This is a genomic window from Pseudomonadota bacterium, assembly GCA_016719885.1.
Taxonomy (GTDB): Bacteria; Pseudomonadota; Gammaproteobacteria.
The window spans coordinates 1-18,509 of the sequence record JADJYF010000001.1 but is presented as its reverse complement, the minus strand read 5'-3'; the positions used below and the strand labels follow the sequence as shown (position 1 = coordinate 18,509).

19 protein-coding genes and 1 pseudogene are annotated in these 18,509 nt (G+C 66.3%); 10 read left to right on the top strand and 10 right to left on the bottom strand.

Annotated elements, in window-relative coordinates; genetic code table 11:
- Positions 1-20 precede the first annotated feature (20 nt).
- From IPM80_00100 to IPM80_00080, 5 genes are read left to right on the top strand one after another with little or no spacing between them, the layout of a single operon-like run.
- The gene (locus IPM80_00100; protein ID MBK8956845.1) at positions 21-1,403 is read left to right on the top strand and encodes an aspartate aminotransferase family protein; all 1,383 of its coding nucleotides are present in this window, start codon (positions 21-23) and stop codon (positions 1,401-1,403) included.
- A gap of 34 nt (positions 1,404-1,437) precedes the next feature.
- The gene (locus tag IPM80_00095) at positions 1,438-2,619 is read left to right on the top strand and encodes a polyamine ABC transporter substrate-binding protein (GenBank protein MBK8956844.1); all 1,182 of its coding nucleotides are present in this window, start codon (positions 1,438-1,440) and stop codon (positions 2,617-2,619) included.
- Positions 2,620-2,634: 15 nt separating this feature from the next.
- On the top strand, positions 2,635-3,783 hold the full coding sequence (locus IPM80_00090) for an ABC transporter ATP-binding protein (GenBank protein MBK8956843.1): 1,149 nt from the start codon (positions 2,635-2,637) through the stop codon (positions 3,781-3,783).
- 20 nt (positions 3,784-3,803) lie between these two features.
- Positions 3,804-4,781, top strand: a complete 978-nt coding sequence (locus tag IPM80_00085; GenBank protein ID MBK8956842.1) for an ABC transporter permease subunit — start codon at positions 3,804-3,806, stop codon at positions 4,779-4,781.
- Entirely contained in the window at positions 4,778-5,617 is an 840-nt protein-coding gene (locus IPM80_00080) for an ABC transporter permease subunit (protein MBK8956841.1), read from the top strand. The genes IPM80_00085 and IPM80_00080 overlap by 4 nt, the downstream gene beginning before the upstream one ends.
- A gap of 9 nt (positions 5,618-5,626) precedes the next feature.
- Here the strand turns inward: IPM80_00080 and aguA are convergent.
- Positions 5,627-6,721, bottom strand: a pseudogene (aguA, locus tag IPM80_00075) (agmatine deiminase).
- Positions 6,722-6,897: 176 nt separating this feature from the next.
- On the opposite strand from aguA, the gene IPM80_00070 reads away from it, so the two are divergent.
- Both IPM80_00070 and IPM80_00065 read left to right on the top strand, forming a co-directional pair.
- On the top strand, positions 6,898-8,259 hold the full coding sequence (locus IPM80_00070; protein ID MBK8956840.1) for a glutamine synthetase: 1,362 nt from the start codon (positions 6,898-6,900) through the stop codon (positions 8,257-8,259).
- Between the two features lie 55 nt (positions 8,260-8,314).
- The gene (locus tag IPM80_00065) at positions 8,315-9,256 is read left to right on the top strand and encodes a cation transporter (GenBank protein MBK8956839.1); all 942 of its coding nucleotides are present in this window, start codon (positions 8,315-8,317) and stop codon (positions 9,254-9,256) included.
- A gap of 20 nt (positions 9,257-9,276) precedes the next feature.
- Here the strand turns inward: IPM80_00065 and IPM80_00060 are convergent, their stop codons facing one another.
- From IPM80_00060 to IPM80_00045, 4 genes are all read right to left on the bottom strand, one after another.
- Positions 9,277-10,047, bottom strand: coding sequence for a hypothetical protein (locus tag IPM80_00060; protein MBK8956838.1), 771 nt, complete (start codon positions 10,045-10,047; stop codon positions 9,277-9,279).
- Positions 10,048-10,200: 153 nt separating this feature from the next.
- Positions 10,201-10,863 carry a mechanosensitive ion channel gene (locus tag IPM80_00055; protein ID MBK8956837.1) on the bottom strand — a complete coding sequence of 221 codons (663 nt, stop codon included), beginning with the start codon at positions 10,861-10,863 and terminating at the stop codon, positions 10,201-10,203.
- Complete coding sequence (locus tag IPM80_00050; protein MBK8956836.1) at positions 10,842-12,203, bottom strand: hypothetical protein; 1,362 nt, start codon at positions 12,201-12,203, stop codon at positions 10,842-10,844. Before IPM80_00050 ends, IPM80_00055 begins: the two co-directional genes overlap by 22 nt.
- Complete coding sequence (locus tag IPM80_00045; protein MBK8956835.1) at positions 12,104-12,487, bottom strand: hypothetical protein; 384 nt, start codon at positions 12,485-12,487, stop codon at positions 12,104-12,106. Before IPM80_00045 ends, IPM80_00050 begins: the two co-directional genes overlap by 100 nt.
- A 32-nt stretch (positions 12,488-12,519) precedes the next feature.
- Between IPM80_00045 and IPM80_00040 the strand changes: the two genes are divergently transcribed.
- Positions 12,520-13,137 carry an NUDIX hydrolase gene (locus IPM80_00040; GenBank protein MBK8956834.1) on the top strand — a complete coding sequence of 206 codons (618 nt, stop codon included), beginning with the start codon at positions 12,520-12,522 and terminating at the stop codon, positions 13,135-13,137.
- A gap of 382 nt (positions 13,138-13,519) precedes the next feature.
- Here IPM80_00040 and IPM80_00035 read toward each other — a convergent pair whose 3' ends face one another.
- The 3 genes from IPM80_00035 to IPM80_00025 form a co-directional block, all read right to left on the bottom strand.
- A complete protein-coding gene (locus IPM80_00035) occupies positions 13,520-14,320 on the bottom strand; it encodes a hypothetical protein (protein ID MBK8956833.1) in 801 nt (266 codons plus the stop codon).
- Positions 14,321-14,449: 129 nt separating this feature from the next.
- Positions 14,450-14,773, bottom strand: coding sequence for a hypothetical protein (locus IPM80_00030; GenBank protein MBK8956832.1), 324 nt, complete (start codon positions 14,771-14,773; stop codon positions 14,450-14,452).
- A gap of 1,123 nt (positions 14,774-15,896) precedes the next feature.
- Entirely contained in the window at positions 15,897-16,343 is a 447-nt protein-coding gene (locus IPM80_00025; protein ID MBK8956831.1) for a hypothetical protein, read from the bottom strand.
- Between IPM80_00025 and IPM80_00020 the strand changes: the two genes are divergently transcribed.
- Together IPM80_00020 and IPM80_00015 are read left to right on the top strand one after the other, a co-directional pair.
- Positions 16,321-16,560 (top strand): hypothetical protein, encoded by a 240-nt coding sequence (locus IPM80_00020; protein MBK8956830.1) that lies wholly within the window; start codon positions 16,321-16,323, stop codon positions 16,558-16,560. The two genes, IPM80_00025 and IPM80_00020, sit on opposite strands and share 23 nt — an antisense overlap.
- Before the next feature lie 173 nt (positions 16,561-16,733).
- A complete protein-coding gene (locus IPM80_00015; GenBank protein ID MBK8956829.1) occupies positions 16,734-17,207 on the top strand; it encodes a hypothetical protein in 474 nt (157 codons plus the stop codon).
- A gap of 33 nt (positions 17,208-17,240) precedes the next feature.
- Here IPM80_00015 and IPM80_00010 read toward each other — a convergent pair whose 3' ends face one another.
- Both IPM80_00010 and IPM80_00005 read right to left on the bottom strand, forming a co-directional pair.
- Positions 17,241-17,501 (bottom strand): hypothetical protein, encoded by a 261-nt coding sequence (locus IPM80_00010; protein MBK8956828.1) that lies wholly within the window; start codon positions 17,499-17,501, stop codon positions 17,241-17,243.
- Positions 17,502-17,759: 258 nt separating this feature from the next.
- Positions 17,760-18,245 (bottom strand): hypothetical protein, encoded by a 486-nt coding sequence (locus tag IPM80_00005; GenBank protein ID MBK8956827.1) that lies wholly within the window; start codon positions 18,243-18,245, stop codon positions 17,760-17,762.
- Between the last annotated feature and the right edge of the window lie 264 nt (positions 18,246-18,509).

The window sequence follows — 18,509 nt, the reverse complement described above, 5'->3', positions numbered from 1 at the left end:
TTGAGAGTCCCGGCCCGAGCATGAGCACGCTTGCCCCATCCCACGACACGCACGCCTGGCAGGATCTGGACCGACGCCACTACCTGCATCCCTTCACCGACAGCCGCGCCCTGCACGCGCGCGGCGCGCGCATCATCACGCGCGCCGAGGGTGTGTACCTGTGGGATTCCGACGGTGCGCGCATTCTCGACGGCATGGCCGGGCTGTGGTGCGTGAACGTCGGCTACGGCCGCCGTGAACTGGCCGAGGCGGCCCACGCGCAGATGCTGGAACTGCCGTTCTACAACAGCTTCTTCAAGACCGCGACGCCACCCACGCTGGCGCTGGCGGCGCTGCTCGCGGAAGTCACGCCCGCGCATCTCAACCACGTGTTCTTCACCTCGTCCGGCTCGGAAGCGAACGACACCGTGGTGCGCCTGGTGCGGCACTACTGGCAGGTGCAGGGCCAGCCGCAGCGCAAGGTCATCATCAGCCGCTGGCTGGCCTATCACGGCAGCACCATGGCGGGCGCGAGCCTGGGCGGCATGCGCTACATGCACGAGCAGGGCGACCTGCCCATCCCCGGCATCGAACACATCGAGCCGCCCTACTGGTTCGAACAGGGCGGCGACATGGATCCCGACACCTTCGGCCTGGTGGCCGCGCGCCGCCTCGAAGAACGCATCCTCGCCATCGGCGCCGACCAGGTCGCGGCCTTCATCGGCGAACCCATCCAGGGCGCGGGCGGCGTGATCGTGCCGCCCGCCAGCTACTGGCCGGAGATCGAACGCATCTGCCGCAAGTACGGCATCCTGCTGGTCAGCGACGAAGTGATCTGCGGCTTCGGCCGCCTCGGGCGCTGGTTCGGCTGCGAGCATTTCGGCTACACGCCGGACCTCATGGTGATCGCCAAGGGCCTGTCGTCGGGCTACCTGCCCATCGGCGGCGTGATGGTCAGCGACGAAGTGTCACGCGTGCTCATCGAACGCGGCGGCGAGTTCAATCACGGCTACACCTACTCCGGCCATCCGACCTGTTGCGCGGTGGCGGAACGCAATGTGCGCATCCTGCGCGACGAGCGCATCGTCGAGCGCGTGCACGACGACACCGGCCCCTACCTGCAGGCGCGGCTGCGCGAACTGGCCGACCATCCGCTGGTCGGCGAAGTGCGCGGCGTCGGCTTCATGGCCGCGCTGGAGCTGACGCGCGACAAGGCCCGTCGCCAGCGCTACACGCCGGTCGGCGAAGTGGGCACGGTGTGCCGCGATTTCTGTTTCGAGCACGGCCTCATCATGCGCGCGGTGGGCGACACCATGATCATTGCGCCGGCCCTGGTCATGAGCCGCGCGGAAATCGACGAACTGGTGACGCTCGCGCGCCGCTGCCTGGACCTCACGCTCGATACCGTGCGCGGCCATGCCTGAACCCCATCCTGTCATCTCATCGAAGGTAATCCTGATGTCGCACCTGCGTTTGCGTCTTGTCGTTCCTGCCGCACTCAGCCTGTTGCTCGGCGCCTGTGGCGGCGGCGACGGCGCAAACACCGCCGGCACTGCCGCGCCCGCCGCGCCCGCGCCAAGCAGCGCCCCTGCGCCGGCACCGGCCGCGTCGGCCGAGGAACAGGTCTTGAACATCTACAACTGGTCCGATTACATCGCGCCGGACACTGTCGCCAATTTCGAAAAGGAAACCGGCATCAAGGTTCGCTACGACGTGTTCGACAGCAACGAGGTGCTGGAAGCCAAGCTGTTGGCCGGCAACACCGGTTACGACATCGTGGTGCCGTCGGCCAATTTCGTCGCGCGCCAGATCAAGGCCGGCATCTTCCAGCGCCTGAACCGGAACAAGCTCGCCAACTACAAGAACCTCGATCCGGAGATCATGAAGGCGCTGGCCGGCTACGACCCGGACAATGCCTACGTGCTGCCCTACCTGTGGGGCACGGACGGCATCGGCTACAACGTCGCCAAGATCAAGGAACGCATGAACGATGCCCCGATCACCAGCTGGGACATGCTGTTCAAACCCGAAATCGTCGCGCGCTTCAAGGACTGCGGCGTGAGCATGCTCGATACGCCCAGCGAAGTGGTGCCCTTGATGCTGCGCTACCTCAAGCTGCCGACCGACAGCCAGACCGCCGAGGATCTCGCCAAGGTCGAGGCGGCGCTGATGCAGGTGCGCCCGCACATCAAGTATTTCCACTCATCGCAATACCTCAACGACCTCGCCAACGGCGAACTGTGCCTGGTGATGGGCTGGAGCGGCGACATCTTCCAGGCCCGCGACCGCGCCCGGGAAGCCAAGAACGGCAACGAAATCGCCTACGTCATTCCCAAGGAAGGCACGCTCATGTGGTTCGACACCATGGCCATCCCCAAGGATGCGCCGCACGTCGAGAACGCCTACAAGTTCCTCGACTACATCCTGCGCGGCGAGGTCGCGGCGGCCATCAGCAACGAGGTGAAGTACGCCAACGCCAACCAGGCCGCCACCGCCAAGATGGATCCGGAGGTGGTGCACGACCCGGCGGTCTATCCCGACGAGGCGACGCGCGCCACGCTGTTCCCGAACGTGGTCAATCCGCCGGACTACGACCGGCAGGTGACGCGCGCCTGGACGCGCATCAAGACCAACCAGTAAGACGTGCCCGGCCCCATGAGTGACACGCCGGGCGCCGAGCGCCGCGAGCCGACGCCGTGGACCGACCCGGGCGCGCGGCCCTACGTGCGCATCGAGCATGTCAGCAAGCGCTTCGGCGACTTCGTGGCGGTCAACGACGTCACGCTCGACATCTACCACAAGGAACTGTTCTGCCTGCTCGGCGGCTCGGGCTGTGGCAAGAGCACGCTGCTGCGCATGCTGGCCGGCTTCGAGGAACCGAGCGCCGGGCGCATCTTCATCGACGACGTCGACATGACCGGCATTCCGCCCTACCAGCGCCCGGTCAACATGATGTTCCAGTCCTACGCGCTGTTTCCGCACATGACGGTGCTGGACAACGTCGCCTTCGGCTTGAAGCAGGAGAGCCGCCCGCGCCAGGAGATCCGCGACAAGGTCGAGGCCATGCTGGAACTGGTCAAGCTGTCCGGCTTTGCGCGTCGCAAGCCCCACCAGTTGTCCGGCGGCCAGCGCCAGCGCGTGGCGCTCGCGCGTTCGCTGGTCAAGCAGCCCAAGCTGCTGCTGCTCGACGAGCCGTTGGCGGCGCTCGACAAGAAGCTGCGCGAATCGACCCAGTTCGAATTGATGAACATCCAGGACACCCTGGGCGTGACCTTCATCATCGTCACCCACGACCAGGAAGAGGCCATGACGCTGGCCTCGCGCATCGGCGTGATGGATCACGGCCGCATCGTGCAGACCGGCACGCCGAGCGAGATCTACGAATTCCCCAACAGCCGCTTCGTCGCCGATTTCATCGGCTCGGTGAACATCTTCGAAGGGCACATCATCGACGAAGACAACGACTACGTGCGCATCCGCTCGACCAACGCCGATTGCACGCTGTACATCAACCACGGCGTGGCGGCGTCACCGGGCGGCACGCTATGGGTGGCCTTGCGGCCGGAAAAAATCACCATCAGCCGCGAGCCGCCGGCCGACACCAGTGCCAACTGCGTGGCCGGCCAGGTCGATGGCATTGCCTACATGGGCGACATCTCGGTGTTCAAGGTCAAGCTCGCCTCGGGCATGTCGGTGAAGGTCACGCAGCCCAATCTCATCCGCCACGCCGCGGACCGCATCGAGTGGGACGACCAGGTGTGGCTGTCCTGGCATGCCGCCAGCGGTGTGGTGCTGACCTCGTGAGCCGCCTCGGCTACCTGCCGCTGGGCGATCGTCTGGCGCAGGGCTCCGAGCCCCTGGTGCGCACGCTGCTGCGTTTCGCGCCCCTGCGCTGGGCCTTGAACGCCATCGGCGCGCTGGGCCTGGCCGGGCGGCGCGGCGTCATCGCCCTGCCCTATGCATGGCTGGCGCTGTTCTTCCTGGTACCGTTCCTGATCGTGCTGAAGATCTCTTTCGCCGAGCAGTTGCTCGCCCAGCCGCCCTACAGCGCGCTGCTCGAACGCGGCGCCGAGGGCGGCCTCACGCTCAAGCTGCATCTTTCCAACTACCGCTTCCTCATCGAGGACGCGCTCTACTTCAAGACCTACCTGCGCTCGGTCGAAGTCGCGTTCTGCTCGGCCCTCATGTGTCTCGTCATCGGTTACCCGATGGCCTACGCCATGGCGCGCGCGCCCAGCGCGTGGCGCAACGTGCTGCTGATGCTGGTGGTGCTGCCGTTCTGGACCTCGTTCCTGCTGCGCGTGTACGCCTGGATAGGCCTCTTGAACAACAACGGCGTCATCAACAACGTGCTCATCGCGCTCGGCCTCATCGATACGCCCATCGTCATGATGCGCACCAACTTCGCGGTGTACGTCGGCATCGTCTACTCCTACCTGCCGTTCATGGTGCTGCCGCTGTACGCGACGCTGGAGAAACTCGACGACACGCTGCTGGAGGCCGCCGCCGACCTCGGCAGCCGGCCGTGGCGCGCCTTCCTCGCCATCACCCTGCCGCTGTCGGTGCCGGGCATCATCGCCGGCTTCTCACTGGTGTTCATACCGGCGCTGGGTGAATTCGTGATCCCGGATCTGCTGGGCGGCACCGACACGCTCATGATCGGCAAGGTGCTGTGGGAGGAATTTTTCGCCAACCGCGCGTGGCCGGTGGCCTCGGCGGTCGCCATCGCCATGCTGTCGCTGGTGGTCTTGATCATGCTGCTGCAAGGCTGGCTGCAACGCCGCAGCGAGGCGTCGGCATGAAGCGCACGCCGCGCTGGCTGCTGGCCTGGTTGGTGGCGGGCCTCGCCTTCCTCTACCTGCCCATCGCCTCGCTGATCGTGTTCTCGTTCAACGAATCGAAGCTGGTGACGGTGTGGGCGGGCTTTTCCACCAAGTGGTACGGCGCCCTGCTCGACAATCGCCCGATACTCGACGCCGCGCTGCTCAGTTTGAAAATCGCCACGCTGACCGCCAGCCTCGCCACCGTGCTCGGCACGCTGGCGGCACTGTGTCTGGCGCGCTTCGGCGCGTTTCGCGGCCGCGCCCTGTTCAGCGGCCTGGTGACCGCGCCGCTGGTGATGCCGGAAGTCATCACCGGCCTGTCCTTGCTGCTGCTGTTCGTGGCACTGGAACAGGCCATCGGCTGGCCCGCCGGCCGCGGCACGCTGACCATCGTGATCGCCCACGCCACTTTCGCCATGGCGTACGTGACGGTGGTCGTGCAATCGCGCCTGGTCGGCATGGACGCCTCCATCGAAGAGGCCGCCATGGATCTCGGCGCGCGGCCGGCCAAGGTGTTCCTGGTCATCACCCTGCCCATCATCGCGCCGGCGCTGGTGTCGGGCTGGCTGCTGGCCTTCACGCTGTCGCTCGATGATCTGGTGGTGTCGAGCTTCGTGTCCGGCCCTGGCGCCAGCACCTTGCCGATGGTGATCTATTCCAAGGTGCGGCTCGGGCTGTCGCCCGAGATCAATGCGCTGGCCACCCTCATGGTGCTGGTGGTGACGGTGGCCATGATCGTGGCCGGCGTGCTGATGACGCGCCAGGAGCGTCAACAGCAGCGCGATACGCAGATGGCGGTCAACGCCTCCGACTGAAAGCGGCGTTCAGGCGGGCTGCTGTTGGGTGATGCAATGCACGCAGCCGCCGCCGAGCAGGATCTCACGTGCGGCCAACGGCCGAATGTCGCGGCCGGGGAATTGCTCGGCGAGGATGGCGGCGGCGCGCGCGTCGTGTTCATCGCCAAACGACGGCAGGATCAGCGCACCGTTCACCAGCAGGAAATTCACGTAGGACGCCGCGAGGCGCGCGCCGGCCGGGCGCGGATGCGAGCCGACCATCGGCCGTAGACCGGCCGCTTCTTCTGCGCGCATGGTCGGCATGCGTCGCGGCTGCGGCAGCTTCACCACCTCGAGCGCACGCCCGCGCGCGTCGCGAAAACCGCGCAGGCGTCGTAAAGCGTCATGCGAAATGGCGTGCTGCGGATCCTGCTCGTCGTCGCACCACGTCAAGGCCACCACGCCCGGCCGGAGGAAGCAGGCGAGGTTGTCGACATGGCCGTCGGTTTCGTCCTGGTACACGCCGTCGCCCAGCCACAGCACGGTGTCGACGCCGAGGTAATCGCGCACATGCCCTTCGATGTCCGCGCGCGTCAGGCTCGGATTACGGTTGCGATTGAGCAGGCATTATTCGGTGGTGAGACAGGTGCCCTCGCCGTCGACGTGGATGGCGCCGCCTTCCAGCACCAGCGGCGCGCGGTAGCGCCGCAGCTTGGCCAGGCTCGCAACCTTGGCCGCCACCGCGTCGTCGGCATCCCAGGGATGGTAGAGGCCGCCGTCGAGGCCACCCCAGGCATTGAACATCCAATCCACCGCGCGCACGTCGCCCGCGCCGTTGCGCACGAAGGTCGGGCCGATGTCGCGCATCCAGGCATCGTTGCTGTCGATGATCTCGATGTCGACGGCAGTGCCGAGCAGCGCGCGCGCCCGCTGGCGCATCGGCGCCGCCACGCCCACCACCACCGGCTCGTATTCGGCGACGGTGTTCGCCACAGCCGCGAACGCGGCCTGGGCCGGCGCCGCGCCATCGCGCCAGGTATCGGCGCGCGTCGGCCACATCATCCAGCAGCGCGCCTGGCGTGCCCATTCGGCGGGCATGGCGTAGCCGTCGGCGCGCGGCGTGGAAGCTAGCGGTTCGAACATGGCGGCATTGTAGGTGCGATTTCATTCGCACACCCATGCCAGACGATGCGTCGCGCTCATGTCACCCCGCGTGCGAATGAATTCCCACCTACCAATCCGCGTTGCGCCGCCGCTAACGGTCGGGTCATGATGACCATACCGACGCCGCGCCAGCGGCGTGCCACGAGGATTCCTTTATGAGCACCGGCTCCGATCCGGCCCAGGCCCGCGAATTTCTCGCCCGCCATCCCGAGTTGCGTCACGTGCAGCTAATGCAGACCGATCTCAATGGCATCCTGCGCGGCAAGTCCATCCAACGCGCCGAGCTCGAGCGCATCTATAACGAGGGCCTGCCGCTGCCGAGTTCCATCGCCGCGCTGACTGCCGACGGCGATGACGCCGAAAACACCGGCCTGCTATGGGAAATAGGCGACATGGACTGCCTGGCCTGGCCGTTGCCGGGCACCCTGGTGCCGACGCCGTGGCTTAAGACGCCGAGCGCCCAGGTGCTGATGATGTTCGATGCGGAGCAAGGCGGACCGGCCGCCGCCGCCGACCCGCGCCTCGCCGCCGCGCGCGTGATCAGGCTTTTGCAAGAGGACGGCTATACGCCGGTGATGGCGGTGGAACTCGAGTTCTACCTGCTCGACGCCGAGGCGGCGCGTGCCGGTCGCGCGCAGGCGGCCTCGACCCGTGGCAGGCATCCGCACGTCTACAGCGTCGAGGAGATCGAATCGCGCGCGGCCTTCCTCGACGATCTCTACGCCTGCTGCGAAGCGCAAGGCCTGCCGGTGTCGACCACCATCTCGGAATTCGGGCCGGGGCAATTCGAGATCACCTTGAAGCATCGCAGCGATGCCTTGCGCGCGCTCGATGAAGGCGTGATGTACAAGCGCGCGGTGCGCGGCGTCGCGCAACGTCACGGGCTGTGGGCCTCGTTCATGGCCAAGCCCTTTCCGGTGCTGCCGGGATCGGGCCTGCACCTGCACCTGAGTCTCAACGACGCGAACGGCTGCAACGTGTTCGCGGCCGAGGCGCTGGACGGCAACGACCTGCTCAAGCACGCGATCGGCGGCATGGCCGCCAGCGCTGGCGACATGATGGCGCTGTTCGCCCCTTTCGGTAATTCCTACCGCCGCTACCAGGCCTACAACTGCGCGCCGCTGGTGGCGAACTGGGGCGTCAACAATCGCACCGTGGCGCTGCGCATTCCCACCGGGCCGGCCGCCTCGCGCCATGTGGAACACCGCATCTGCGGCGCCGACGCCAACCCCTACGCGGTGGCGGCCGCGGTGCTGGCCGGCGTGCATCACGGCCTGCGCAAGCGCATCGACCCGGGCCCGGCCGTGAGCGGCGACGCCTACCAGCAGAAGAACCACGCAGCGCTGCCGCGCGACTGGCTGAGCGCCATCGATCGCTTCGCCGACTCGGCCTTCGCGCGCGATTATTTCGGTCAGCGTTTCGTCGAGGTCTACTGCGCAATCAAGCGCACCGAGAGCGGTCGCTATTTCGGCGAAGTGCCGCAGCAGGACTACGACTGGTACCTGCATACGCTGTGAACACGCCACGCATCGGTGTCGCGCACTGCGCCGACGGGCGGGGCCCTGAACGCTGATGCACGGTCACGATCATCACCATCACGCGCATCACCGGCATGCGCACACGGCGGCTGCAAACGGGCGCCACGACCTCGCGTTCGCCGCAGGCATTGGTTTGAACGGCGTGTTCGTTGCGCTGGAATTCGCCTTCGGTATCGTCGCCGACTCTACCGCGCTGGTGGCCGACGCGATCCACAATCTCAGCGACGTGGCCGCTCTCGCCCTGGCATGGTTCGCGGCCTGGCTCGCGCGGCGCGCGCCCGGGCCGCGCTTCACCTATGGCTTGCGCAGTTCCACCATCCTCGCCGCGCTCGCCAACGCGGTGATGTTGTTGCTGGCCTGCGGCGGCCTCGCGCTGGAGGCGCTGCACAAGTTGTTCACGCCGGGCAGCGTGGCGGGCGCGACTGTGATGGTGGTGGCGCTGGTGGGCGTGGCCGTCAACGGCGTGACGGCGATGTTCTTTCTGCGTGACCGCGCGCACGATCTCAACTTGCGCGCGGCCTTCATGCACATGCTGGCCGACGCGCTCATTTCGTTGGGGGTGGCGGTGAGCGGCTATCTCATGTTGCGCGGCGGCTGGTACTGGCTGGACCCGCTGGTGTCCTTCGCCATCATGAGCGTGGTGCTGGTCGGCACCTGGCGCCTGTTGCAGGACAGCGCGCTATTGTCGTTACACGCGGTGCCGGCGCACCTCGACAGCGCGCCGGTCACGCGATTTCTGCAAACCCAGCAGGGCGTAAGCGGAGTGCACGACCTGCACATCTGGGCGCTCAGCACCACCGAGGTCGCCTTGACTGCCCATCTGGTCATGCCGCTTGGCCACCCGGGCGATGACTTCCTGGACCAGCTCGCGCAGGCGCTGCGTGATGAATTCGCGATCCATCACGCCACCTTCCAGGTCGAAACCGGCGTGCAGGGCCACGCCTGCACCTTGCTCGGCGGCGCCGGCCACGGCTGAGAGCCACGCACGCGCGGCATCTACCAGCTGCTCGACACCGAGAACACCACCGCTTCGCAATTGTCGTTGCAACCGGACAGGTCGCGCGCGTCCTGCCAGGACAGGTCCGCGGTGAAATGGCCGAGGGTCTTGTTCACGCCGACGGCGTAATGCACGTAGTCGTAGCCCGCCGGTCCGGAAGTCTGGTCGCCGTCGACGTATTGATAGCCGATCGTCACGTAGGGGTTGAATTCATGGGGCAGCGTGGCGCCGAAGGTGCCATAGGTATACACGCCGTCGCCGTCTTCACCGAAATAATCGGGTGAGTAATACAGGCCCACTTCCAGCGACGGCGCAAGCGTCACGCCCTCCCAGGTGTAATTGAGCTTGCCGTAGCCTTCGAGGTAATTGAAATCAGCGGCGAAGTCTTCGTTCTGATCGGGATAGGCGTAGTAGATGAGACCGACGTCCCAGACGATGCCGTTGGCGAAGTTGCCGGTGAAGCCGCCGTAGAAGTCGGTTTCTATCGACGCCGTGTCACTGGTGCCACCGCCGAATTCGATGTTCGACGCCCATACGCCGAGGTAGAAGCCGGATTCGTGCGCGTAATCGAAGCCGCCCTGGATGGCCGGTCCTTCGTTGGAATTGGTGATGCCGCGGAACACGTACTCGGAAAAGAGGCCGACGTTGGCGCTGAAAGTGTGCGCGGAAGCGGCAGCCTCGGCGCCCTGTTCGTCCGCGCTCGCGACGGCGGCGACCAGCATGCCGGCGGCCAGGCCCGCGGCGGTGAAAGAAAGTCTGGAATGGTCCATGTATGAATCTCCGTTTCGGCGCGATGGCGCCGCGATGCGTTCAAACGGAGGTTAGCGGCCGCCGGATAAGGATTTGTAGGTGCGAATTCATTCGCACATTCATGCCCGACGATGGCCTGTCGCCCCCGCGTCAGTGTGCGAATGAATTCGCACCTACTCGGCGGGTTTGGGTGGCCTCGGCGGCGCTGGCGTCGGATGCGGGATCTCGATGCCGGCTTCGCGCAGGCGTGTATCCAACGCCCAGCAGTAATCGGCCATCACCGAGCCCGGACGCTTGATGGCGCGCAGGTTCATCCAGATCACGAGTTCGAAATCGAGGCCGGTGTCACCGAAGCGCACCAGCCACACCTGCGGCTCGCGCGCCGGGTTGTGCAGCAAGGTGTGCTCGACATCGTGGGCGGCGGCCAGCGCTGCCTTGCGCACCTGTTCCTTGTCGGTATCGTAGGTCACGGTGAACGGCACATGCAGGCGCCGACAGGCGTCCTCCAGCGTCCAGTTCATGACCTTGCTGCTCATGAATTCGGCGTTCGGCACCAGGATGTCGACATTGTCGCCGGTGGTGATGCGCGTGGCGCGCATGTTGATTTCCTTCACCATGCCGGTCACGCCGGACTGCAGTTCGATGAGGTCGCCGACGTTGAGGCTCTTCTCGAACAGGATGATGAGACCAGCCACGAAATTGCTGATCAGGGTCTGCAGGCCGAAACCGACGCCGATACCGAGGGCGCTGGCGAACAGCGCGAACTTGGTCAGATCGACGCCAATCGACGACAGGCCGACCACGATACCGATGGTCAGCAAGACGTAATGCAGCACGCGTCCGACGGTGTAGAGCGAGGCCGCGTTGAACGCCGAATAAGCTCGGCCCGAGGCGCTGCAGGGCGCCGCGCATCAGGGCCGACACCCACCACGCGATGGTGAGGATAAGGCCGAGACGAATGAGGCCAAGGCTGGTGACGGGCGTTTCGTTGACTTCGAACAACGGCGCGCCGAGCAGCGCATGGGCCTCGGCGATGCTGCCGCGCACGGCGTCCTTCAGCAGTCGCACGCTCTGGCCCATGCGCCCTTTCGCGTTCGCGCAGGCGCGCATCGAGCATGTCGACGAGCTGCGTGCCGCTGCGCAGCTGCGCGGCAAGATCTTCCAGCGCCGTTTCGACGCCGGTCAGTTCATTGCGCGCGCGGTCGTAGAGCGCGCCTACCGACGGCTCGTCGGAGGATTCGCGTTCAATGGTGATGGCGCTGCGCAGCTGGTTGGCGCGCGCGCGCTGCTCGGTGGCGAGTCGCGCCTGCTTGTCGAGCAGCGCCTGTTGCTTGCGCAACAGCGTGCGATCGGCGGCCGGCTCGGCGGTGTTGCGCTCGGCCACGCGCTGCAGGAGGCGCTGCGCCAGCACCGCGGTGGCGCGGCGCGCCTCAGCGATCGCAATCTCGACGCTGCGACGCTGCGATTTGACTTCGTGATAGCGCGCCTGCGCGCGCTCATCGGGACTGGTGGCGAGCGCCATGGAGCTGGTCAGCTGCAGCTTCATGAGGTCGGCGCCGGCGTTGTGCGCGGCCTTGGCCGCGTCCTTCTCGATGCGCTGCCACTCGGCCAGCGCGCTCGAGGTGCATTCGATACGCTCGCCGGCCGTGGCCAGCAGCTTCATGTGCTGGTCGAGCTCCGCCTGCAAGGCCGACTGGTGCACCCGCCGCCAGCGCAGTTCCTGGTTGAGCGTCTCGATGCGCAGGCGGTCGCGGACCAGGCGCACGCCTTCGACGGTGCGCTCGGCGCTGTCCTGCGCGAGATCGCGATAACGCAGCTTGGCGGCGTCCTGTTCATTGCGCCCCAGCGCCAGTGAGCGCTCGATGAGCGTGATCTCCTGCGCTTCCAGGTCGGCGGCACGGCGCAGCTGTTCGTTCTCGCGGCCGAGCTCCAGCACGTCGTCGAGCGGATAGGCGTCCTTCATGGTCGGCGTCGGCGGCGCCGGCGCGGTCGGCGCCTGCAAGGTGCGCTTATAGCGGCCGTAATGGCGCTCGATGCTGGCGCGCAGCTGCGCCACGTCGTCGCGCGGCTCGCCGCTCATGCCGGCGGCGATGGTATCGAGCTGCTTGATGAAGGCCGCGTAGCGCGTATCGAGCAGCTTGCCGTCGGGGGTTCGCCGACCGCGAAGTAATTCCACCACTCGGGATCGAGATTGCGCGGATCGGGCAGGCTAGGCGTGGCGGCCGACGCCGCCTCGACGCTGTCGGTGCCGGGCAGGGTCGGCACCGCCATGGCCGGCGCGCAGACGGCCAGGCAGACCAGCAACAGTGACAGACGCAGGACGAGCGCGTTGAACGCGAGGCGAGGCAGGCAGGCAATCATCGCGGTGCAGTATAGACGCGAGGCCGCCCGCGCCCAGCGCGATGCCATGGCTGTGCTAAAGTCCGGCCGGTCCCCGGCAAAGAGATGAACGCGCGCCATGCCTCCAGTCCGCCCCCCGCGATGCCGCCAGCCTGGTCATCCATCGTCGCCGCAACACCCATCACGAAGTGCTGATGGGGCGGCGCGGCACCAAGGCGCGCTTCAAGCCTGGCGTGTACGTGTTTCCGGGCGGCGGGCTCGATCGCGCCGATTACCGCGCACAGCCGGCGCGGCCGCTGGCTGCGGAGCTGGTGCCGCAGTTGGCGGTGGCGAGCTCGCACAGCAAGGCCAATGCGCTGGCCATGGCGGCGGTGCGCGAGGCGCACGAGGAAGCCGGGCTGATGTTCGGCGTGCCGGGCAGCGTCGGCGCTGTCGGCCATGCCACCTGGGACGCCTTTCGTCGCGCCGCGCGCGCGCCGGATCTCGGCGAGCTCGAATTCCTGGGACGCGCCATCACGCCCAGCCACCAGCCGATCCGATACCACGCGCGCTTTTTCGCGGCGCCCGCCGACTTGTTCAGCGGCGAACTGGCCGGCGACGGCGAATTGGAAGACCTGCGCTGGATCCGCATCGAGGACACCGCCAGCCTCGACATGATGGAAGTGCAGAAGCTGGTGCTGGACACCCTGGTGCAGCGCCTCGCCGGCCGCCAGGTGCCGGCGCGACGGTTGTTCTTCAACTGGGGACGGCGCAATACGCTGGATGCGTGACGCGCGGCAGTCAGACTGAAGTCCGACCCACAGAGGTCCCGTTTTGTGGGTCAGACTCTGACGGATCCCCACGAATTATGCCGTTAAGGCCTGTGCTGCGGCCATGCTCGGGAGTTCTCTCCAGGCGTTGCGGATGTCGGACAGGGAAAGTAGCTTCCAAGCTCTGCTGAGCAATCGCCTGCCTAGCGAGAACACCGACAGTACGTGACGTTGCTTTTCAGTATTGGCCTGGAATTTTCGAGCCAGGTTGGCGGCGCGAGCCGCCAACCCCGTGACGCAGGTCACCAGCGTCGCCAAAGTGGTGAGCAGCAATAGGTTCGATAGTCGCATCACTGAGTTTGAGCCGCTGTAGGTAGGCCGTAGCCCCAACGCGGGCTCTTCATCACCGGAAGGTCTCTTCAATCTGCATGCGCTGACGATAGGGTGCGTGACTCGTTGAGCCGACCAATCGCTCAGAGGAAGCGACGTCGCCAACACCCAGGGCTCGCGACCGAGCGGCGCTTGCGTGCACCGTTGGGCTTGGAGTGCTGTTTGCCGCGACGGCGCGCTTGGCGGTGTGGCGTGGTAGTGATGCAACTGGCAGCGATAGCTGTTCGTTTTTGCCAGCCACACCGAGCCCACTGTGCGCGGCACGGTCGCTGCCTGGGCATACAACGATTTGACGGGGCGGCATGGTCCGTTCAACTCGTGGCGATACGTTACCCGGTCGCGAACTCGGCCGATCCAATCCCCAGCCCAACGCAGACACGGCCTTGAACCATGGCCCACGAAAGCCGGCATCGGTGATCAGTATGGGTCGACAGCTTGATGGGACCACGCTCTTGAGGCGGCCCAAGAACGCCAAGTGCGTGGCCGGCGAACCGTAGCAACGGCCTGGGCGAACATCGGACCAGTCGACCACCACCCACGGTTGCGCGATGTCGGCCAATAGCCAGCGCCCCAGCGCCTGATAGATCTTCAATCGCTCGGCGGACAGATGACGATTGCCCAACAAGCGATCCGCACACTTGATACCGTGTTTCTCTGCTTGCTGCATCGGGATATGGCGCCCCATGGCGGTGAGGGTTGCGACACCTCCCCGAAGCAGGCCATCGACCAATTTGCACACCGCGCCCTGACGCGCCTTGTGCATCCAGGTGCAGTTGTCCTCTAGCCAACTCTCCAGCAAACTGCTTGCGTACATGCTGTCCTTCTTGCTCTATCGAAGTCTTGGTAAACAACGATTGGGATCAGGAAGCAGCATGGCCGTCTACTATGCTGCTTGATATCTAAGACCACCGCTCGCATTTCTTCTTGTGGGGAGCCGTCGGGGTCAGACTTCAGTCTGACATTGACCAGGTATCGAAGGCTGGTGGTTTGCGTGCGGAGTCGGACTGGAAGTTGACCCACAGAGGAGCCGATCAAACGTCCGCGTTTCCTCGACGAAGCGATACACCACGAACTGCCCAGCGCGCCGGGCGGCCGCGGCCACGCCCAGCGCCGCGCTGCCGAGCCGCACCACCGCCAGCAGCGCGCTGATTACCATCGGTCCGCCAGCCGCCGAGGTGCCGGCATCGGTGAGCAAGCGCCACAGTCCGAGGAATTCACTGCGACGTCCGGGCGGCGCGAGATCGGTGCCGAGCGTCGATGCCGACATGCCATAGCCACGCCCACCACCAGCGCCACCATCAGCGGGCTGTGATAACCCGTGGCCAGGTCATGGGCGGTGAGCGTGACGACGAACAGCATGGATCTCGGCACGGCGGGCGCCACGCCGGCCGTAACGGTCCATGATCACGCCGGCCGGGTAGAAGAACGCAATGTCGACCAGCGCCGAAGCCGACACGATGCTGCCGATCTGCTGCGCACGTCGAGCGCAGGCTTACGCCGATCAGCGACCCAGCACCGTGCGTGATTCCGCGCATCAACATGAAGGACACCGCCGCCACGCCGGCGGTGGCGAACAAGCGTCGATACTCCAGGGCGAGCCTGGGGATGGTCCACCGCTCGGTGGCCGCGCCCTCGGCGCCTCGGCGCGAACACGAACACGCACAGCATCGCCAACAACACCGACAGCGCCGCCGCACAGGAAGGTCACCGAGTAGCCCGCGTAGTGCGCGAGCCCGCCGCCGCACATCGGCCCGAGCAAGGCCGAGGGCCCGCACCGAGCCCGATCATCGCGATCACGCGGCCGCGCTCGGCGGCGTGCAACAGGCCGACACGTAGCTCATGCGTCCCAACAGGAAGGTGCTGCGCCCAGCCGTTCATGAACGCGATGAGATAGAACCAGCCGATGTCGTCGGCGGGACCGTAACCGGCGAACGCCAGCATGGTGAAGGGACACCGCCACCACCATCACCGCTTCTCGCCGAAACGCGCGGCCAGCATGCCGGCCGGCATCCATGGCCATCATGCCGATGCCGCGTTCAGCCCGACGATGGCGGCGGCGGTGGCCGCGCTCCCGCCCTGCTCCAGCACTTCGCATAGCGGCAGCAACATGAAGGTCGCCTGGGCGGGAATGCCCGCAGCAGCAGGGCCGGGCAGGTAGAGCGGCGAGGCTCACCTGCGATGAACGCTCACGCAGTGTTGGCGGGCCGTGCACCCACCGCGCGACAGCGACAGCGTGATACCGACCAGCGACAGCAGCGCCGCGCCGCCGGCGAAGCTGTGTGGAGTTGGCATGCCCGAGCGCCGGGTGACGGCGGGCTCGATGTCCACCGGTCCGAGCTTTCACAACGCCATCACCACCGCCACCAGCGCCATGCTGCACAACTGGCCGATCACGCGCGATCACCGACATCGCGCCCGGGCGCGAATAATCCCGTGGCGGCACCGCGCCCATGATGGCGTTGACGTTGGGCGAACTGGAACAGGCTGGAGCCGGATCCGCAGACGGCGAGACACAACACACCGTCAGATGCAGCGCGCTGTGGTTCATCGAGCAAGGCAAAGCCGACCAGGCCGATGCCGGTCAGCGCCATGCCCAGCGAGGCAATCACGCGCGGTTCGATGCGGTCGACATGCGTCCCGCCATCTGGCAGAACAATGCCATCACCACCGGCTGCGTCATCATGATCACGCCGGCGCGCGACGGCGGCACGCCCTTCAGCAATTGCAGGTAGAGGCTGACCAGCATGACGTTGGCGAAGGTCGTGGTGGTACATCACCTGAGGCGAGGCGAGATAGGACAAGGTGAACACGCGGTTGGTCAAGAACAGTTCCGACATCGAATATCGATTGGTGGTCGCCGCGTTCGTGACGGAAGAACACCCACAGCAGCGCGGCGCCGCCCGCCACCATGGCGAGATCGCGCGCGCTCGGCAGGCTGGACAGGCCGATCGATCCGCCACCATGATGCCTACCGCGCAGCAGCGCGCCGACGACATCGAAGTGGCCGCGCTCCTCGGCCCGCCTCGAAGCGCATGTGCACGAGACACCAGGTAGAGCACCGCCAGCGGTCAGCGGCAGATGCGGCAGGAAGGCCGCGCGCCACGACCCACATTTCGATCACGTGGCCGCCGAGCAAGGGCCCGAGCGAGACCGGGATATACACCGCCGAGATGCTGGCGCCGATGGCGGCGCCGCGCCCCCTGGCCGGCGGATAGACCGACGATTTGATGGCTATCTGGGGCGAACAGCGCCGCCGCCGAACTTTGCCCTGCAGCGCGCGCGCCGCCAGCAGCACCGCCGCGCTGTTGGCGCAGGCGGCGACCAGCGAGGCCAGGATCACGCCGACCGTGCCCCACAGGAAAATGCGCCGTCGGCCGGTACATGTCGGCCATGCGCCAGGCTCAACACGCGCGGCCGCGCTCGCCAAACAGGTAGCCATCGGCACCCAGCCTCAGCAGCATCACCGCGTCGATGTCGAGCGCCTGGCGATGGCGGGCAAGGCGACGTTGACCGTCGACAGCATCATCGCCGTCGCCACCGAGCTCAGCATGATCATGACGACCGCGAAGCGCAGCGCGAGCCGGGCGAGATGTCGTCGGGCGGCGGGGCGCTCATGCAATCGACATGTTGCCAGGCTGAAGCCTGACCCACAAGGATTCGGCGCTGCCGGCTCGCGTGCCGTGGGTCAGGCTTCAGCCTGACATTCCACCAGCCTGCGCGACGCGTCAAAGCAATCAACCCGCGCCCGCTTCCCGCGCACGCAGTTCGACACGGCGAATCTTGCCGCTGACGGTCTTGGGCAGGCTGTCGACGAATTCGATGCGACGCGGATACTTGTAAGGCGCGGTCACACGCTTGACATGCTCCTGCAGATTCGTGACCAGCGCATCGCTGCCGCTGTAACCCGCGCCAACTCCACGAAGGCCTTGACCACGTCGCCGCCCAAGGCATCCGGGCTCGCCACCACCGCCGACTCCGCCACCGCGGGTGCCGATCGGGGCGCTTTCCCACTTCGAACGGACCGATGCGGTAACCGGCCGACAGGATCACGTCGTCGGCGCGACTGACGAACCAGAAATAACCGTCTTCATCGATGCAACCGCGATCGCCGGTCAGGTACCAGTCGCCGATGAAGCAGGCGTTGAGCCGCTCCGGATCACCGCGATAGTCGCGGAACAGGCCGGCAGCGCGCAGCGCTTCACGCGAATCGCGGGTGTCGCCTTCCTGCTGGGGTGGCAAGGGCTTCGCCCTGTTCATCGATGATGGCCATCTCGACGCCCGGCATGGGTTTGGCCCATGGAGCCGAAACGCGGCGTGATGGACGGATGGTTGCCGCACACCAGCATTGTCTCGGTCTGGCCATAGCCGTCACGGATGACGAGGCCTGTGGCGCGCTTCCAGGTTTCGATGACTTCGGGTTGAGCGTCTCGCCGGCGCCCACACAATGACGCAGGTGCGGAAACTTGTAGGCCGACAGGTCCTGCAGCACCACCATGCGATACACCGTCGGCGCGCCGCACAGGGTGGCAGTGATGGGATAGTGCGCGAGCAGATCGAGGCGTCTTCTTCGCATCGAACACCGGCGAGTGATGCACGAACACCGTCGCGCCCATGTTCCACGGCCCGAAGTAACTGCTGTAGGCAGCCTTGGCCCAGCCGGTGTCGCTGATGTTCCAGTGCACGTCGTCGGGCGAGAGATCCAGCCCAGTAGCGGCCAGTGACCTGGTGCGCGAGGCCACGTCGTGACCATGGATGGTCATCTTGGGATAGCCGGTGGTCCGGACGTGAAATAACAGTGCATCTTCGTCGAAGGCGGTGTCGGCGGTCTCGAAACGCGCTGCGTCTGGCCCGGTGCATGAGCTTGTCGTAGCTCGTGCCAGCCGTCGCGCTCGCCATCGACCAGGATGCGCGCGCAGGGTCGGACATTGCTCCCGGCCACTTCGTCGAGCTTGGCGGCGTTCGCGACATCGGTGATGAGGGCGGTGGCCCTGGCCGCGTTCATG